The 14,904-nt window shown below is 39.4% G+C and carries 13 protein-coding genes; 2 read left to right on the top strand and 11 right to left on the bottom strand.

Annotated elements, in window-relative coordinates; all coding sequences use genetic code 11:
* Positions 1-168: 168 nt before the first annotated feature.
* On the bottom strand, positions 169-813 hold the full coding sequence (locus FD29_RS08825; protein ID WP_057888578.1) for a deoxynucleoside kinase: 645 nt from the start codon (positions 811-813) through the stop codon (positions 169-171).
* Positions 814-1,078: 265 nt separating this feature from the next.
* On the opposite strand from FD29_RS08825, the gene FD29_RS08820 reads away from it, so the two are divergent.
* Both FD29_RS08820 and FD29_RS11840 read left to right on the top strand, forming a co-directional pair.
* Complete coding sequence (locus FD29_RS08820) at positions 1,079-2,743, top strand: SpaA isopeptide-forming pilin-related protein (RefSeq protein WP_057888573.1); 1,665 nt, start codon at positions 1,079-1,081, stop codon at positions 2,741-2,743.
* Positions 2,743-2,964 carry an LPXTG cell wall anchor domain-containing protein gene (locus tag FD29_RS11840; RefSeq protein ID WP_083477827.1) on the top strand — a complete coding sequence of 74 codons (222 nt, stop codon included), beginning with the start codon at positions 2,743-2,745 and terminating at the stop codon, positions 2,962-2,964. Before FD29_RS08820 ends, FD29_RS11840 begins: the two co-directional genes overlap by 1 nt.
* Before the next feature lie 105 nt (positions 2,965-3,069).
* Here the strand turns inward: FD29_RS11840 and FD29_RS08815 are convergent, their stop codons facing one another.
* From FD29_RS08815 to FD29_RS08770, 10 genes are all read right to left on the bottom strand, one after another.
* Complete coding sequence (locus FD29_RS08815; RefSeq protein WP_057888572.1) at positions 3,070-4,278, bottom strand: DUF2207 domain-containing protein; 1,209 nt, start codon at positions 4,276-4,278, stop codon at positions 3,070-3,072.
* Positions 4,279-4,296: 18 nt separating this feature from the next.
* A complete protein-coding gene (locus FD29_RS11790) occupies positions 4,297-4,869 on the bottom strand; it encodes a DUF2207 domain-containing protein (protein WP_057888571.1) in 573 nt (190 codons plus the stop codon).
* Positions 4,870-4,952: 83 nt separating this feature from the next.
* Complete coding sequence (locus FD29_RS08805) at positions 4,953-6,761, bottom strand: DUF2207 domain-containing protein (protein ID WP_057888570.1); 1,809 nt, start codon at positions 6,759-6,761, stop codon at positions 4,953-4,955.
* A gap of 36 nt (positions 6,762-6,797) precedes the next feature.
* Entirely contained in the window at positions 6,798-7,760 is a 963-nt protein-coding gene (locus tag FD29_RS08800; RefSeq protein WP_057888569.1) for a S66 family peptidase, read from the bottom strand.
* A gap of 114 nt (positions 7,761-7,874) precedes the next feature.
* Positions 7,875-9,350, bottom strand: a complete 1,476-nt coding sequence (locus tag FD29_RS08795) for a DUF6056 family protein (protein ID WP_057888568.1) — start codon at positions 9,348-9,350, stop codon at positions 7,875-7,877.
* Between the two features lie 75 nt (positions 9,351-9,425).
* Positions 9,426-9,899 carry an SsrA-binding protein SmpB gene (gene smpB, locus FD29_RS08790; protein WP_057888577.1) on the bottom strand — a complete coding sequence of 158 codons (474 nt, stop codon included), beginning with the start codon at positions 9,897-9,899 and terminating at the stop codon, positions 9,426-9,428.
* Between the two features lie 2 nt (positions 9,900-9,901).
* Positions 9,902-12,241 carry a ribonuclease R gene (rnr, locus tag FD29_RS08785; RefSeq protein ID WP_057888567.1) on the bottom strand — a complete coding sequence of 780 codons (2,340 nt, stop codon included), beginning with the start codon at positions 12,239-12,241 and terminating at the stop codon, positions 9,902-9,904.
* An 8-nt stretch (positions 12,242-12,249) separates the two neighbouring features.
* Positions 12,250-12,987, bottom strand: a complete 738-nt coding sequence (locus FD29_RS08780) for an alpha/beta hydrolase (protein ID WP_057888566.1) — start codon at positions 12,985-12,987, stop codon at positions 12,250-12,252.
* 53 nt (positions 12,988-13,040) lie between these two features.
* Complete coding sequence (gene secG, locus FD29_RS08775; RefSeq protein WP_057888565.1) at positions 13,041-13,280, bottom strand: preprotein translocase subunit SecG; 240 nt, start codon at positions 13,278-13,280, stop codon at positions 13,041-13,043.
* Positions 13,281-13,356: 76 nt separating this feature from the next.
* The gene (locus FD29_RS08770) at positions 13,357-14,898 is read right to left on the bottom strand and encodes a ClC family H(+)/Cl(-) exchange transporter (protein ID WP_057888564.1); all 1,542 of its coding nucleotides are present in this window, start codon (positions 14,896-14,898) and stop codon (positions 13,357-13,359) included.
* Positions 14,899-14,904 lie beyond the last annotated feature (6 nt).

The raw sequence follows: 14,904 nt of genomic DNA, 5'->3' as shown, positions 1-14,904 counted from the left end.
CTCACAGTGGACTTTCGCCACCAAGTTAGCGCCCATGCCGGGCGCACTACAAAAAATAGGTCATCCGGCTGATTTTGGGATGGCCTATTAGTATATCTAAATAATTGTATATAACCAAAGTTGAAAAAGTACCCATATCGAATCAGAGGGTATTTTTATAAATGGGTTTTATTTAAGTGTTCCACGAGCACGTAATTGTTCGTCGATCAAATCCAAAACTTTTTGACGATCTTCTGGATTTTCAACAAAGTCATACTTGTCGCCATCGATCTTCATCTTAGGACTGTAATCATAGTCATCATACCAACCATCGTAACGAGCCAATAATTGTTGGTAGTATTCTGGAAGTGATGGATCTTGTTCTGGTTGTTCGTATGAACGGCCACGTTTTTCGATTCGGTGAAGCATAGTATCGTATGAAATATCCAAGTGAACCAATAGGTCTGGAGCTTTTTTAGCAGCGGCATATGGTAATTCTTGCATCATATTTGCTAATAATTCATCGTAAACCTTAACTTCTTGGGGAGTAGCTCTACCCATATCAGCATTCATGTGGAAGAATAATGAATCTTCATAGATTGAACGGTCCAAAACGTTGTTATCTTGTACCATAGCTTTCTTAATTGATTCAAAACGTTTGTTCAAGAAGTAGATTTGTAGCAAGAAAGCATACTTCTTAGGATCCTTATAAAATAGTGGCAATACGGGGTTATTATCAACCTGTTCATAGAAAGCTTCTGTCCCTAGGTGTTCTGATAAAATTGTTGCCAATGAACTTTTACCGGCTCCGATTGCGCCGCTCAATACGATCATCATTATTCTCCTCCAATATATATATGTGCTTTTAATTCTTTTCATGTGCGAAAAAACAACATTAATTATGATATCACTTCTACCATATATATGGTAGAAAATTCCCAATTTTCACAAGATATAGTATTCACAAAGCCGTGAAACTTCCTATTAATAGGCTTTCTTTCAAAAAATAAATTTATTCTAAATTAGTGGCCGACCCCTTTTTTCTCTATTTCAATAATCTTATAATTATATTTGTATCAAATATACAGGGGGTCCAGAAATGGGGAAAAAATTACGCAAATTTCTAACTGCCTTTGTAGCTGCTCTTGGCTTGGTCATTTTAATCTGTTCAAGTCAATTCACTTCTGCAAAAGCGGCGACGAACTACACGACAGATGATTTGTTGTGTGGAATGTCAATTGCACAAAAGAATTACGGTACGGGTTCTAATATCAATTTGACGCTCGATTGGAATACCGAAAATTTAGCTAATGACTTGCAAAATGGCGATACTTGGACAATCCAATTGCCTGAGATCTTAAAAGTCACTAAACCCGGCACTTCTATTCCACTAACCGACAAGGATACCGGTGAAACAATTGGTACAGCTGTTGTCAATGCTGACAACACTATAACGGTTACTTTTACTAATGTTGATGGCAAAACAGATTACAGTGGTCAATTACAAATCGGTAATGCTATCGGAGTCGGTAAGGGCTATATTATCGGCGACAACGATGTTCAAATCGGTAACCAAAACGATAATATGACGATTGTTAATCCTGAGTTAGACTTCTCTAAAAAAGGTGTCCTTGGCGAGGATGAAAATGGCGACGCTATTATTACTTGGTCAGTTCTTTTGAACCGAAACAGCGTCAATATGGCTAACTTAGTTGCCAATGAAACAATCAACCCTGACCAAACATTCATCCCTGACTCAATCAATGTTTATACAGCTCGCTGGTCCGAATCGCGACCAGGTATTTACTATAAACAAGATCCAGTCACTGGCTACACAGTTACACCTAACGAAGAAGACATTACTGATCACTTCTCGATCACCGACTTTCCTAAGGATGATCAATTCTATGTGGTCACTTTCCAAACACGGATCAATGATCAAGACAATGTCAACAGCAACTCGGTTTACAAAAACAACGCTACGTTCAACTGGGGAAATGGTGGAACCGGCAACAACAGTTCCTCAAATGACGACAAAGCTTCAGCTAGTGTCAGACCTGGTTCCAACTCTGGTAGCGGTAGTGGTAATAACATCACCGGCTCTGTCATCTTGACTAAGAAAAATACTGGCGATGAAAATATGTTTATTGAAGGAGCAACTTACAACTTATACAAAGCCGGTTCTACTACTCCTATCAACGACCAACCGCTAGTAACTGACGAAAATGGTATTGCTAATGTATATAACTTGCCAGTCGGTAAATACTCAATGAAGGAAGTAAAAGCTCCTAATGATGAATATTTGCTTTCAGACAAGATCTACGACTTTGAGATCACCAACGACAAATTAGCCATCATGATCCCAGTCGATAACTACAAGTCCGAAGTCTTAGACGACAGTTTCTTAGTTGAATTGCAAAAATTCGACAGTTCTAATATGACCAAAGTAGTGCCTAATGCTGAATATACGCTTTATGATGCTAATGGTACCGAGATCGAAACTAACGTTACTGACGAAAATGGTATGATCAGTATCGAAGGTTTGAAACCTGGCAAATACTACTTTAAAGAAACTAAAGCTCCTAATGGTTACGAATTAAATAACGAACCAATCGAATTTACGATCACCGATTCCGATGCCTCCGTCAATTACATTAAAACTTCCGAAACAACGGTAATGAAGGCAATACTTCCGAACCTGGCGATAACAACAATGGCAACGAAGGCAACACTTCTGAACCTGGCGACAATAACGGTGGCGTAATTGTTGATCCAGAAAATCCTGGCTCAAATAACAATAACAACAACACTACTGGTGGTGTAATTACTAACCCAACTAATACTAACAATACAAGTAATTCCAACAATGGTAATAACAGTACCAACACACTTCCACAAACCGGCGAAAAATCTGGTTTAGTTGCAAGTCTACTTGGCCTAGTATTACTTTCCAGCGTACTTTACATCAAACGTCGCAACGCTTAATCATTCAAATATATTAAAAGGTCATCCAAAAATTGGATGACCTTTTTTATATAACCTTTAAAAATCTCAAGTTCGACAATATAAAACAAAATAAATATTTTCGATTTAAAATGCTCCACCGCCAGAACCGCCACCAAAGCCACCAGACGATCCGCCACTGAAACCGCCCGATCCACCAGAAGTACTGCTGACTGCTCCACCGGCACTGATTGCTCCAACAAAGGCTGTTTGAAACCCTGCCGGACTCGTCCCTAAGAAACTAGCCGATCCCATATAGTATGGCAAAAATTCTGACTGTTTGATCGCTTCTTTACCAAAATTAACTTTCAGCGCCTTGATGACTTTATCCGAAACGCCAAAAGCAACTGCATATGGTAAAAATTGTTCCCAGAGAATTATATCGCCCACTTGAGCCAGCTTGATGTCGTCAATATCTTGCAACATGCTCTTGAAAGCTTTGATGCGATTGATTTCTTCTGCACCCTCATCAGTGTAGAGAACGATTTTTCTCTTGGCTATGAAGTAAAAACTCCAGATCAAGAGTCCCAGCATCAATGCGACAATACCTGTCAGTAAAATACTTTTGCCAAATATCACTGAAATGACAAACATAATTGCCAAAATAATATCCGTCGCAACTGCCGAAAACTTAAAATCATCGACGATACTAATATTATGTAGATCTAAATATTTGGCTCGGTTTTTGGCTGCAGCCTTTGACCAATCTGTAAAATGACGATTGACCTTCCGCCGTGTGTACATTGAAGTTGCTGCCTGCTTGATCTGTTTGACGGTGACTTTTTGACCATCCCCAATTTCTTCAATCAAATATTTAAAGAATTTATTCGTCGGTGGCACCAAAGCGGTGATCAAATAAGTTCTACCAGACGATTCGATTTTCATGCGACGTTTGTTGACCTCATAAAGTAGATCTGCCGTCAGCGACAAGCCATCAGCCTTAGTTAAACGATCCAAAAGTACCTTTGTAAAACTAGGCACAAATTTAGGTTCTTCAAATAAATGATACAGCGGTGTCGGTACAATATGCTGATTGATATTGTCCTTTCTAATCGCCACAATTCTAAATAAATGGATCACGCTAACCACCAAAAAGCCGACAGCCATCAAAACTCGATAAATATACTCTTTATTTCGTCGCTTGATATTAGCCTCAATTGCCAACTGTTTTTCAGCTGCCAAAATTTTACTCTTCATTTTTTTATTAACTACGTTTTGATTATTTGGCGTTACCGAGATTGGAAAGATGATATGACTCTCCACTGCTGTGTTAGCGGGATTATGTTTCAAGGTCATAATAACTCGACCATTCTTTCAATCGACTTTTGTATATCCCGTTGAAAAACCATGCGACCAAGCTTGTAATTGTGACACGTTATTTTTTGGCAACTGAACTGTCAGTTTGACGTTATTCAATTCCTTTTCCCAACCATTGCCAATGATCTTCCAATTCATTTCAGCCGTGTCCAAATAATTAGTGATGGCACCGTCGAGCCGATATTTATAAATAAAAGTTGCCGTTTCGTTTTGGACCGCATGATAAACTTTGATATCCATTCGATCATTGGTCTCATTAACTTTAAACGTATTGTCTTGTTCAGTCGTATTGTTTGTTAATGGTGTAGTTTTCTGACCAGTTTTGACCCAAACTTGTGGAGTCTCTGCACCCTTGATGCCTTTAAGATCTTGATTATAGTAAACCCCATGGGATTTTCCGTGGAAATGATATTCGATCTGCTGCGTCAAATCGATATCACCATTTTTTTGAATCTGTGCATTGACGTGATATTTTTCAATTTGAAAGCTTTTGGCTTGAACCGTTGTGGTTGTCTGAAAAGCCAAAAATATCCCTAGAAAAACAAATAACGCACCCCATAATTTTCTCATGCATACCCCCAAGATAATTTTTGCAATATGCCTATTTTACCATACAAAAAAAGCCATCCAGATTTCCTAGATGACCTATCTGTCTAAAATACTCCACCACCGGAGCCGCCGCCAAAACCACCTGACGAACCGCCCGAAAAGCCTCCGGAACCACCGGAAATGCTTGACGACCCACCAGCACTCAAAGCACCGATGAATGAAGTTTGGAATCCACCCTTAGTGGTATTAAAGAAACTATTGGCACCAATAAAGTAAGGAATGATAAAACTATCATTCAACTGCTCAGGTGTGAAATTGACCCGCAAAGCTTTGATGACTTTATCAGAGATACCAAAAACCATCGCGTAAGGAATGAATTTCTCCCACAAAATAATGTCGCCAACTTCAGCTAATTTGATATCGTCAATATCTTCCAACATTCTTCTAAAGGCTCTGATCTGATTAACTTCTTGTTCGCCCAAATCAGTATATGGCGTTACTCTTTTGCTAATCAAATACCAGATGACCCAAGCTAAAATTGCCACAGTGATCCAAATAATTGCTACCAACAATAAGCTTTTCGCAAAGAGCATCGTGATCACGATCATAATAAACGAAATAACATCAGTCGTAATTGCCGCTACTTTAAATTTGAAAACAATGGCCATATTGCTAAGGTCCAAATACCTTTCACGTCCACTAGCAGCTGATTCGGCCCAGTCGTCAAAATGATCATTCAAATTATCTTCATCACTATAATCAGCTGCCTGTGAGGCCCTTCTAATTTCCTTCAAGCTAACTGTTTGACCGTCACCTATGTCATTGATCAAATATTGGAAAAATGGATTTGTCGGTGGCGTTAAGGCCGTAATTTCATATGACGAACCGATCCAATCAATTTTCATATGTCTTTGACCAACTTCATTCATCAAATCGGCCATCAATGACTGACTGTCAGCTTTATCCAGCCGTTCCAAGATCACCTTCGTAAAACTAGGTAAAAACTTTGGTTCATCGAAGACGTGATAAAGTGGCGTGGGAATTTTGTGCTTCTGTCCAGAGTTTCGTTGAAACTCTCTAAAACGAATCAAATACAAAATTGCAATGACCAAACCACCAAGCACCATCAGTGATAAATAGATCCAGTCTTGATGTTGCCGCTGTCTGTTAGCTGCCAAAACTTTTTGTTTCTCAGCTTGCATAATTCGAGTTTTAGCATTCTTTTGGACGACATTTGGATTAGTTGCTGTAACTGATGTTGGAAAAATCAGATGACTCTCCACTGCCGTATTAGCCGGTACCCTTCTAACTGTCAAAATTACCCGACCATTTTTACGATCGACTTTTGTGTGGCCTTGCATAGGACCATGAGTCCAAGCCTTTAATTGGGGAACCTTCTTCTGTGGCAAACTAATAGTCAATTTGACATTGTTTAAATCATTATCCCAACCATTACCGATAATCTGCCAATTCATTTCGGCCGTATCTCGATAATTAGTAATGGCCCCGAGCAAGCGATATTTATAGATAAAGGTTTGGTTATCGTCTTCATCGATATTGTGATAAACCTTGAGACTGAATTTTTTTTTCGTCTTAGTGACTTTGAAGGTATTATTTTCCCCCGATTGACTCTGTTTCAAGTTCAGTTTCCGATAGCCCTCATCAACGCTGACCTCTGGCTGAGTCGCACCCTTAATACCAGTTAAATCCTGATTATAATAAACTCCATGTAAATCGGTATTAAATTGATAATTTACTCGTTGAGTCAATTCAATATCGCCATTCTTTTGAATCTGCGCCTCAACTTGATAATTTTGAACTTGCGCTTTATCCGCTGCTTTAACTATCGTCGGCGTTTGAAAGATCAGTAAGATCAAAAAAAATATTCCGAGTATACTCCAAAATTTTTTCATCCCGCACCCCTGTAAGCACTTTCTAGCCTTATTTTATCACATTCGAGACTGTGAAAAACTCACGCGCATAGACTTGGCATCCAAAGCTGCCAAAGGGCCAAGTGGCGTCGTTATCATTGGCACCGTATGAGCTGAATCGTAGTCATAAATGATCGGTACTTTTAAATCTCCCAAGACTTCCAAGAGAATATCGATTGGTTGCCGGTTTGTACCCAAATCATCAAAGAGAGCATGTTTACCTAAAATAATCCCCTTAACTTTATTAAAGGTTCCCAGGTTTTTGAGCATGGCAAAGTTCTTTTCGACGATAGCGGCATCTTTTTCAGCATCCTCAATCAGTAACAAATTTTCCTTAGTAAAAGTTGGAAAATATTTGGAGCCAATAATTCCTGACATCGTATCCAAGTTTCCACCCAATATTTTTCCCGACAAAACCGGCGTATCCGTATAATGCCATTGGTTGGGTACCATTTTCTTAGCATGTTCAAATTTCTGCCAATTAATTGACTCATCAGTCCAAGTTGTTGGTGCCGTTATAGTTACGTCTTTTTGTTTGAAAACTTCTTCAAAAACTTGCCACGTATAATCGACGATCGGTGCAAATTCCCCCAACGAAGCTACCAACGCTGGTCCATAAAATACTCGACAATTAGGTGCTTGAGTCGTTACCGCCAATAAAAAAGCTGTCGTATCGGAGTAACCGACTACTACCTTAGGATGTTGGTCGAGATACTCAAAATCCAAATATTCCAAAATAGCATTAGTATTCAATCCCCCAATAGTTGCCATCAAAACATCGATTGAATCATCGTGTATCAGTTGATTGATCTCCTCGGCTCTTTGCTTAATATTGCCGGCTCGATAAAAATCACTTTGACCTGTCAAATTTCCAGCAACTAATTCCACTCCTTTAGCCAATAAGAAGTTTTTGGCACGTTGAAATCGTTGTGGCGATATTTGTGTGATCGGTGTCGAACTTGAAAAGAAACCTATTTTCATCCTGTCATCCCCTGTGTTTGTATAGATGTAATTATACGCTTTATTAAGAAGATGACGCTGGACATACAAAAAACCGATACTCTTATGCTAAGCATCGGTTTACTATCTAAGTTATTACATTCTTTCCCACCAAGTCTTAGTGAGATAATCCTTCCAATAGACGCCTGACTGTTGCAACAAAGCATCATTTGACAAGACATATTTTCTAAACGGAACGTGAGTCTTCAAACTAGTTTTGCTATCCAAAAATCTTTCATCTTGAACTCGTGCCATATTGGCCTGATAATTCATTGTCATCTTAACGCCAACGTTGATTGCACAGAGTAACAAAACAGCTGCCAAAATAACTTTGACACTTCTCCGCGTCTTGAATGCATAAAAACTCAAAGCTTTTCTAACAAAGAGGATCATTGCTAGATACAAGAAAATATAAGCTGTGAAAAATTCTCGGGAATTGATTGGCGAAACAATCAGCAAGAATGGTGAAATCAAAGCAAAGTATGAGAACATACTAAAGTAAGTCACATAGTCTGTCTTGAAACGGAAAAACGACAAAGTCGCATAGATCAAGAAGATCCAAAATAAAACGGTAATCCCCCCATCTAACAAGGCTGCTTTTGAACCAGCTAATTGCTTGAACATGAAGAACTGGTCGTAAGTTTTGGTCTGAAGCCACAAATTGATAGCTATATAGTAGACTGCAAACAAACTTGCAATTATATTAGTCAGCCACTTACGCAGTGGATTTTTAAACATCTTAGAACTCAAAAGAACAATCGTTACACAAAGCACCACATTGACGACTACATTCAAAGTATTGAACCAAAAATGCGTAACGTTGAAGTAATTCTGGATCAATGCGGGAATATCCAAACTCGTATTGCGATAAGTCGAGTGTTCCCGATAAGCTGGATGGCTGAACATAATTGCCGCCGACATAACGGCTCCGATCAAGTAGCCACTCTCATACAGAGCGATACCTTTTTTGAAGATAAAGTGCCCTACGATCATGACTGCCAATCCGATAAAAATCTGATACAACGTCAAATGCTCAACGAACAGACCGCCGACTAAACTCATCAGAAACATTGCCCCTGTCAAAAACCAATTGCTATTCTTGAGTTGTCCTTGCCAATCTTTTTGAACAACGACCAAATACAACAAAATCAAAGACAATGGTGGCACGTAATTGATAAAACCAGCATTCCAAGCCAACACCGTACTCAAATAGCCATCTTGAAAGGTGAAAACGAACAGGCTGCTCAACAACAAACTGAGCTTAGTTTTGCCGGTCAAGCGCCACATACACCAGATCAACAAGGTCCAAAAGATACCGTACATCAACATTGCTGGCAGTAAATGATGGATCGTAAAAATTTCTAAAAAATTTCCGACATAGCGGCCATTGCTGCTACCGCCGTATATTGCCTGGGGACCGTAGAAACCGTGTTGCAATAAATACTTTCCTTGGGAACCGCCCCAAAAGAAATCATCCCCTGATGGAATAACCAAAAATCTCATAATAAAGAAATAAAGAAACACAATGGCAAAGTAAATCTTGGGCCATTTGCTTTTAACATTCTGATTCATGACGTTCCTCCTATAAATAGAACGTTTATATTATATCTTATATTTTGGGCAAAAAAAAAGCGATCAATCGAAAGATTAATACGCACTCTTTAAAGCACGTTGAATCTCTCGTTCTTGATCACGCTTTTTAATTGTCTCACGCTTGTCATATTGTTTCTTACCTTCGGCAACACCGATCAATACTTTGGCAAAACCATGCTTCAAGTAAACCTTCAAAGGTACTACAGTAATACCTTTTTCCTGAATACTAGCAGTGATTTTACGAATTTCTTTTTTATGTAAGAGCAATTTACGATTACGCAATGGATCGTGGTTAAAAATGTTTCCTTGGTCGTAAATGCTGATATTCACATTTTCCAACCAAAGTTCGCCATTTCTAGCTTGCACGAAACCATCTTTAATATTCATTTTACTGGCCCGAACTGATTTGATCTCAGTTCCAGTCAAGGAAATACCCGCCTCATACGTATCTAAGATATTGTAATCATGACGAGCTTTACGATTGTTAGCTACTTCATTAGCAGCCTTTGTATGATGTTTCTTCAACAGAATCACCGTCTTTCGTATTTACCACGTCTCTTATTATTATGGCTATTCTTATTGTTTCCATGGCCATTTTTACTATCATTGTGGCGGCCATGACCACCACGTCCGCGTCCATGTTGCATTGAACGTTTCTTCTTGAATTCAGCTTCACTTTTGTCAGCTTGTTCTTGTTCTTCTGGAGTCAATACTCGTTCGAAATCGATTTGACGATGTTCAACATCAGCTCTGATCAATTTAACTTGGATCGGTTGACCAACTTTGAAAATCTTACCAGTGCCACGTCCGTGCATGGACATGCTCTTTTCGTCAAATTCATAGTAGTCATCCTTCATATTCGAAATATGGATCAAACCTTCAACCGTATTGTCCAATTGAATGAACATTCCAAAACTCGTAACTGAACTGACAACGGCATCGAAAGTATTGCCTACTTGATCAGCCATGTATTCAGTCTTCTTGAGATCGTCGACAGCACGTTCAGCGTTGATAGAAATTCTTTCGCGACTTGAAGTGTGTTGAGCGATATCATCAAGTTTGTTAGCCCATTTCTTTTGTTCATCTTCAGTAAAGCCATTTTCAGCATAACTGTGGATCATACGGTGAACAGTAAGATCAGGGTAACGTCTGATTGGTGAAGTGAAGTGTGTGTAGTATTTAGCAGCTAAACCAAAGTGACCTAGTGGTTCGTCAGAATATCTAGCTTGTTGCAAACTTCTCAACAACATGATCGTAACAACTTGTTCCTCAGGTGTACCGACAACACTTTGTAAAACATTTTGGAACATCTTAGGAGTGATTTCTTTCAAATTACCCTTAACTTGCACACCCATAGCGGCTGCAAATTCGAAGAAGTTCTTGACCTTTTCTTCATCAGGTTTTTCGTGGACACGATAAAGGAATGGCACATGTTTAACATTGTAGTGTTCGGCAACTGTTTCGTTAGCAGCCAACATGAATGATTCGATCATCTTTTCGGATGTTCCACGTTCACGAAGTTTGATGTCGATTGGCTTACCGTTTTCGTCAACGATGATTTGTGCTTCAGTTTCTTCAAAGTCGATAGCACCACGTTCATGACGCTTGTTGAAGAGAATTTCGTGAAGCTCTGCCATTTGCTTGAGCATTGGCACTACTGGAGAATATTCTTCAGTTAATTCTTCATCGCCATCCAAAATTTGGTTAACGTTGTTATAAGTCATGCGATATTTAGATTGGATCACACTAGGATAAATTTCATGTTTAATAACATTACCTTGGTGATCAATTTCCATCTCACATGTCAAAGCTAAACGGTCTTCACCAGGGTTCAATGAACAGATACCATTTGATAATCTGAATGGCAACATTGGAATAACACGATCAACTAAATAAGTACTTGTCCCACGAGCGTAAGCTTCTTGGTCTAATGGTGAACCTTCTTTAACGTAGTGAGTTACATCGGCGATGTCGACTTCAAGATGGAAGTTACCATTTGGCAACATATCTAGTCCAACGGCATCATCGAAATCCTTTGAGTCATCCCCATCGATAGTAATGACCATATTCTTAGTCAAATCATGACGACCGACACGGTCTGATTCAAGTACGTGATCAGGAATGCTTTCGGCTTCTTTCAAAACTTCACTAGGGAACTCAGGATTGATATCATTATCGACCACGATCGACATAATATCGACACCAGGGTCATTTTTGTTACCGATGATCTCTAAAGCTGTACCTTCCATACTTTGTGGATGCTTAACGTTAGGGTATTCATCGATCGATACTTGAACCATATCGCCAATTTGGGGGTGAAGTCCCTTGTCAGAAATGAAGATCATATATGAAGCAATCTTCTTTTCATGACTTTGAACATAGCCATAGTGGCCGGTCTTTTCTACTTGAGCATCACTGTAAGCGTGGAATTCACCAACGGCCTTTGTCAAAGCTCTTTCAACGATTTTAACGATCTCGCCTTCTGGCCCTTTGTCGATCCAAGGGTTAGATGGCTTAGTGATCTTCACTTCAACTGTATCGCCATTAACGGCATACATAGTATTGCTCTTGGCAATGAAAGCATCAGGGTCGACTTCATCATATCTAACGAAGCCAAAGCCCTTGTCATTACCCTTAAAGACCCCTTCAACCACTGTTTCTGGTGAGGCCATCTTAAATTCATTTTTGTTGGTCAAAGTAATTTTACTTTCACCTTCAAGAACGGCTAGGGCTTGAACAACTCGTTTAAAAGCTGAAGCTCCGTGCATTCTTAAAATATCTTCAATTTGTTCAGATTTATAGCGGCGGTCAGGACTGTTTCTAAAGACCTCCAATATATCTGCAATTAATTTATTATCTTTATCTGGCATTTCTATCCTCAATTATTTTCTAAAAAATTCAACACATCGCTCTGAAGTTGTTCATGAGCTCCGTTGATAGTTAAAACATGCCCCGCATTATATAAATGTAGCTGTGATGTTTTAACGTCCAAAGCTACCTCTTGGGCAGATTTTGGATTGACTAATTTATCACTCGTACCTTGACCAATAAAATATGGTCTTTTTATTTCAGCTAAATTCTCAGTCACACCTAATGAAGTCTTGCGAATCTCGGTCAACATCAAATCTATTTTAGAACTGACAACTCTAACTCTTTGATCGATCTCAACTTCAGTCAGGTCCTGTTGAATAGAATACACCTTTTTAGCATAAGGCAGAAAGGCATTTCTAATTCCGGAAAAATTCTGATTGTACAACGGCGAACCGAAAACTCCACCGGCAATAACGTCTGATGATTCTTCCAAGGCTTTTGTGGCAAAGATTGCTCCCAATGATAAGCCAAAAATATATATTTTGTCTTTTTGTTGAGCCTTCAAAAATTCAATTGCTTTCAGACATTGTTGCCACCAGATTTCAGGCGAGCCCGCTTGTAAAATATCCAAAGGTTCGTTAGTTCCATGTCCTGCAAACATCGGAGCATAAACTGAATAACCATGTCTTTCTAAGAACCGTCCTAACAAGCGCATGTCGTTAGCGGTCCCCGAAAAGGAATGCAACAGTAAAACTGCACTGGATCCACTATCAAAATAGAATGGTTTAGGCGTTAAAATTTTCATCTATTTTGCTCCTTATATAAAAAAACCCCCTGAGTCAACTTCAGGAGGATAATTTACTTGTGAGATGATAAGTATACTAATACGATTGAACATACGAAAAATAATACTAGCAATACGTAGGTAACCTTAACCATGAAGGCTTCAAAACCACGCTTCTTCTGGTTGCTGAATAGGTCGCCACCACCACCGGACAATGCGTTCAAAGCATCTTGTTGCTTTGTTGGTTGCATTAGTACGGCAATGATTATCAATATAGAAACGATTATCAACACAGTTTCAATAATGTTATACACCTGTAAAACCTCCGTTCATGGTGTTAAAAAAAGCTGAAATCACTCCTAAAACAATAACATAAAAGTGGTCTAATTTCTAGTCTAATCCGTTAATCATATCCTTTAACTTCTTGGAAATCTTCGCTCTCTGACCAGCATTGACCATAAAGACGATCCGGTCGCCAGCTTTGATCAAAGTATCGCCACGTGGTATCAATTGACGTTCGCCACGATAGACCGCTACCACTAAAATTTCTTTGGGAAAAGGAATGTCTCGGATATATTTTCCATCGATCGAACTTCCTTCATAAATAGGTAATTCCAACCGGTCGTTGAATTTGCTGACTCGATTTAAGAAATCACTGTTGAGATTGAGTCGTTCTTTCATAGCTTCATAAATTGGTGCCCCATTCAACATGTCGACCACGATATAAGCTACCAATGACAAAACAGCCAGTGGCATCAAATGCTTGAGTGAACCGACCATCTCCGTTACCAAGATGATAGCTGTAAACGGCGCCTTACTGATACAGGCAAAGTATCCAGCCATCGCAAAGATGATCAAGTTACTTTCAAAATACAGTGGCAACAAACCTAATTGGTTCATAAAAACCGCATAGATAGCTCCAATAATGGCTCCCAAATTCAAGATAGGTAAGAAAATTCCACCAGGAACTCCAGAACCATAGGAGATCATTGAGAACACGAATCTCAACACCAACAATCCAAGTAAGAAAGCTAAACTAGGACCATATTTCGTCAAATCGAGAATAACTTCATTTCCGCCACCGATCAACTGGGGAACCATCATTCCTAATGGCACGATCATGATCAAAGGAATGATGCCTTGAATGTATCTTGGCAACCGCGTCTTTGCATAAAACGCCGGCATCGACAAAGTTAACACTTGGTACAAACGTCCCATTAAACCTAAGATGATGCCCAAAACTACCAGATGCCAATAATATTTTATCGGCAAACTGAATCGATAAGGTACTTGCAACACTGGCTGCAAACCAAAGACATACAGTGCAATCACATTGGCTGAAACAGCACTAGCCAAAGATGTGATCCACACTAATGGCGAAAAGTTATGATAAACCTCTTCCAAAACAAACATGGCCCCAGCGATCGGTGCACTAAATGCCGCTGCCAATCCAGCTGCCGCACCACTAGCAATCAAGACCCGCTGATTGACGCCATGATCGTCATGCGTTAGATCCCCTACACCTTGACCAATAGTAGCTCCTAATTGAATCGATGGACCTTCACGTCCTAAAAACAATCCTGGTCCGATACTCAAAATACCCCCGACAAACTTGCGCCACAAGACTGACCACCATTTGATCTGCATCTCGCCACCCAATTGAGCCTCAACTTGAGGGATACCTGAACCAGAAATATTAGGTTCTTGTTTAATCAAAATGCCAACGATGATTGCGACAATGACCATCAAAGCAACTAATCCTATTGTCAAAGCCACATTCGTTCTTGCAGCAACATAAAGTCCTTGGAATAATTTCAAAGAATGGGCGATAGTCCAGCGAAACATACTGACAACTACTCCGGAGATGATTCCTACTAATATCCCTTCTAGCGTCAGTCGTAATTTATCATTGTCTTTCAGTGCTATCTTCATTCTTTT

It is taken from the genome of Companilactobacillus mindensis DSM 14500 (genome assembly GCF_001434275.1).
GTDB lineage: Bacteria > Bacillota > Bacilli > Lactobacillales > Lactobacillaceae > Companilactobacillus > Companilactobacillus mindensis.
The sequence above is the reverse complement of the archived record's forward strand: the minus strand, read 5'-3'. Positions and strand labels throughout refer to the sequence as shown.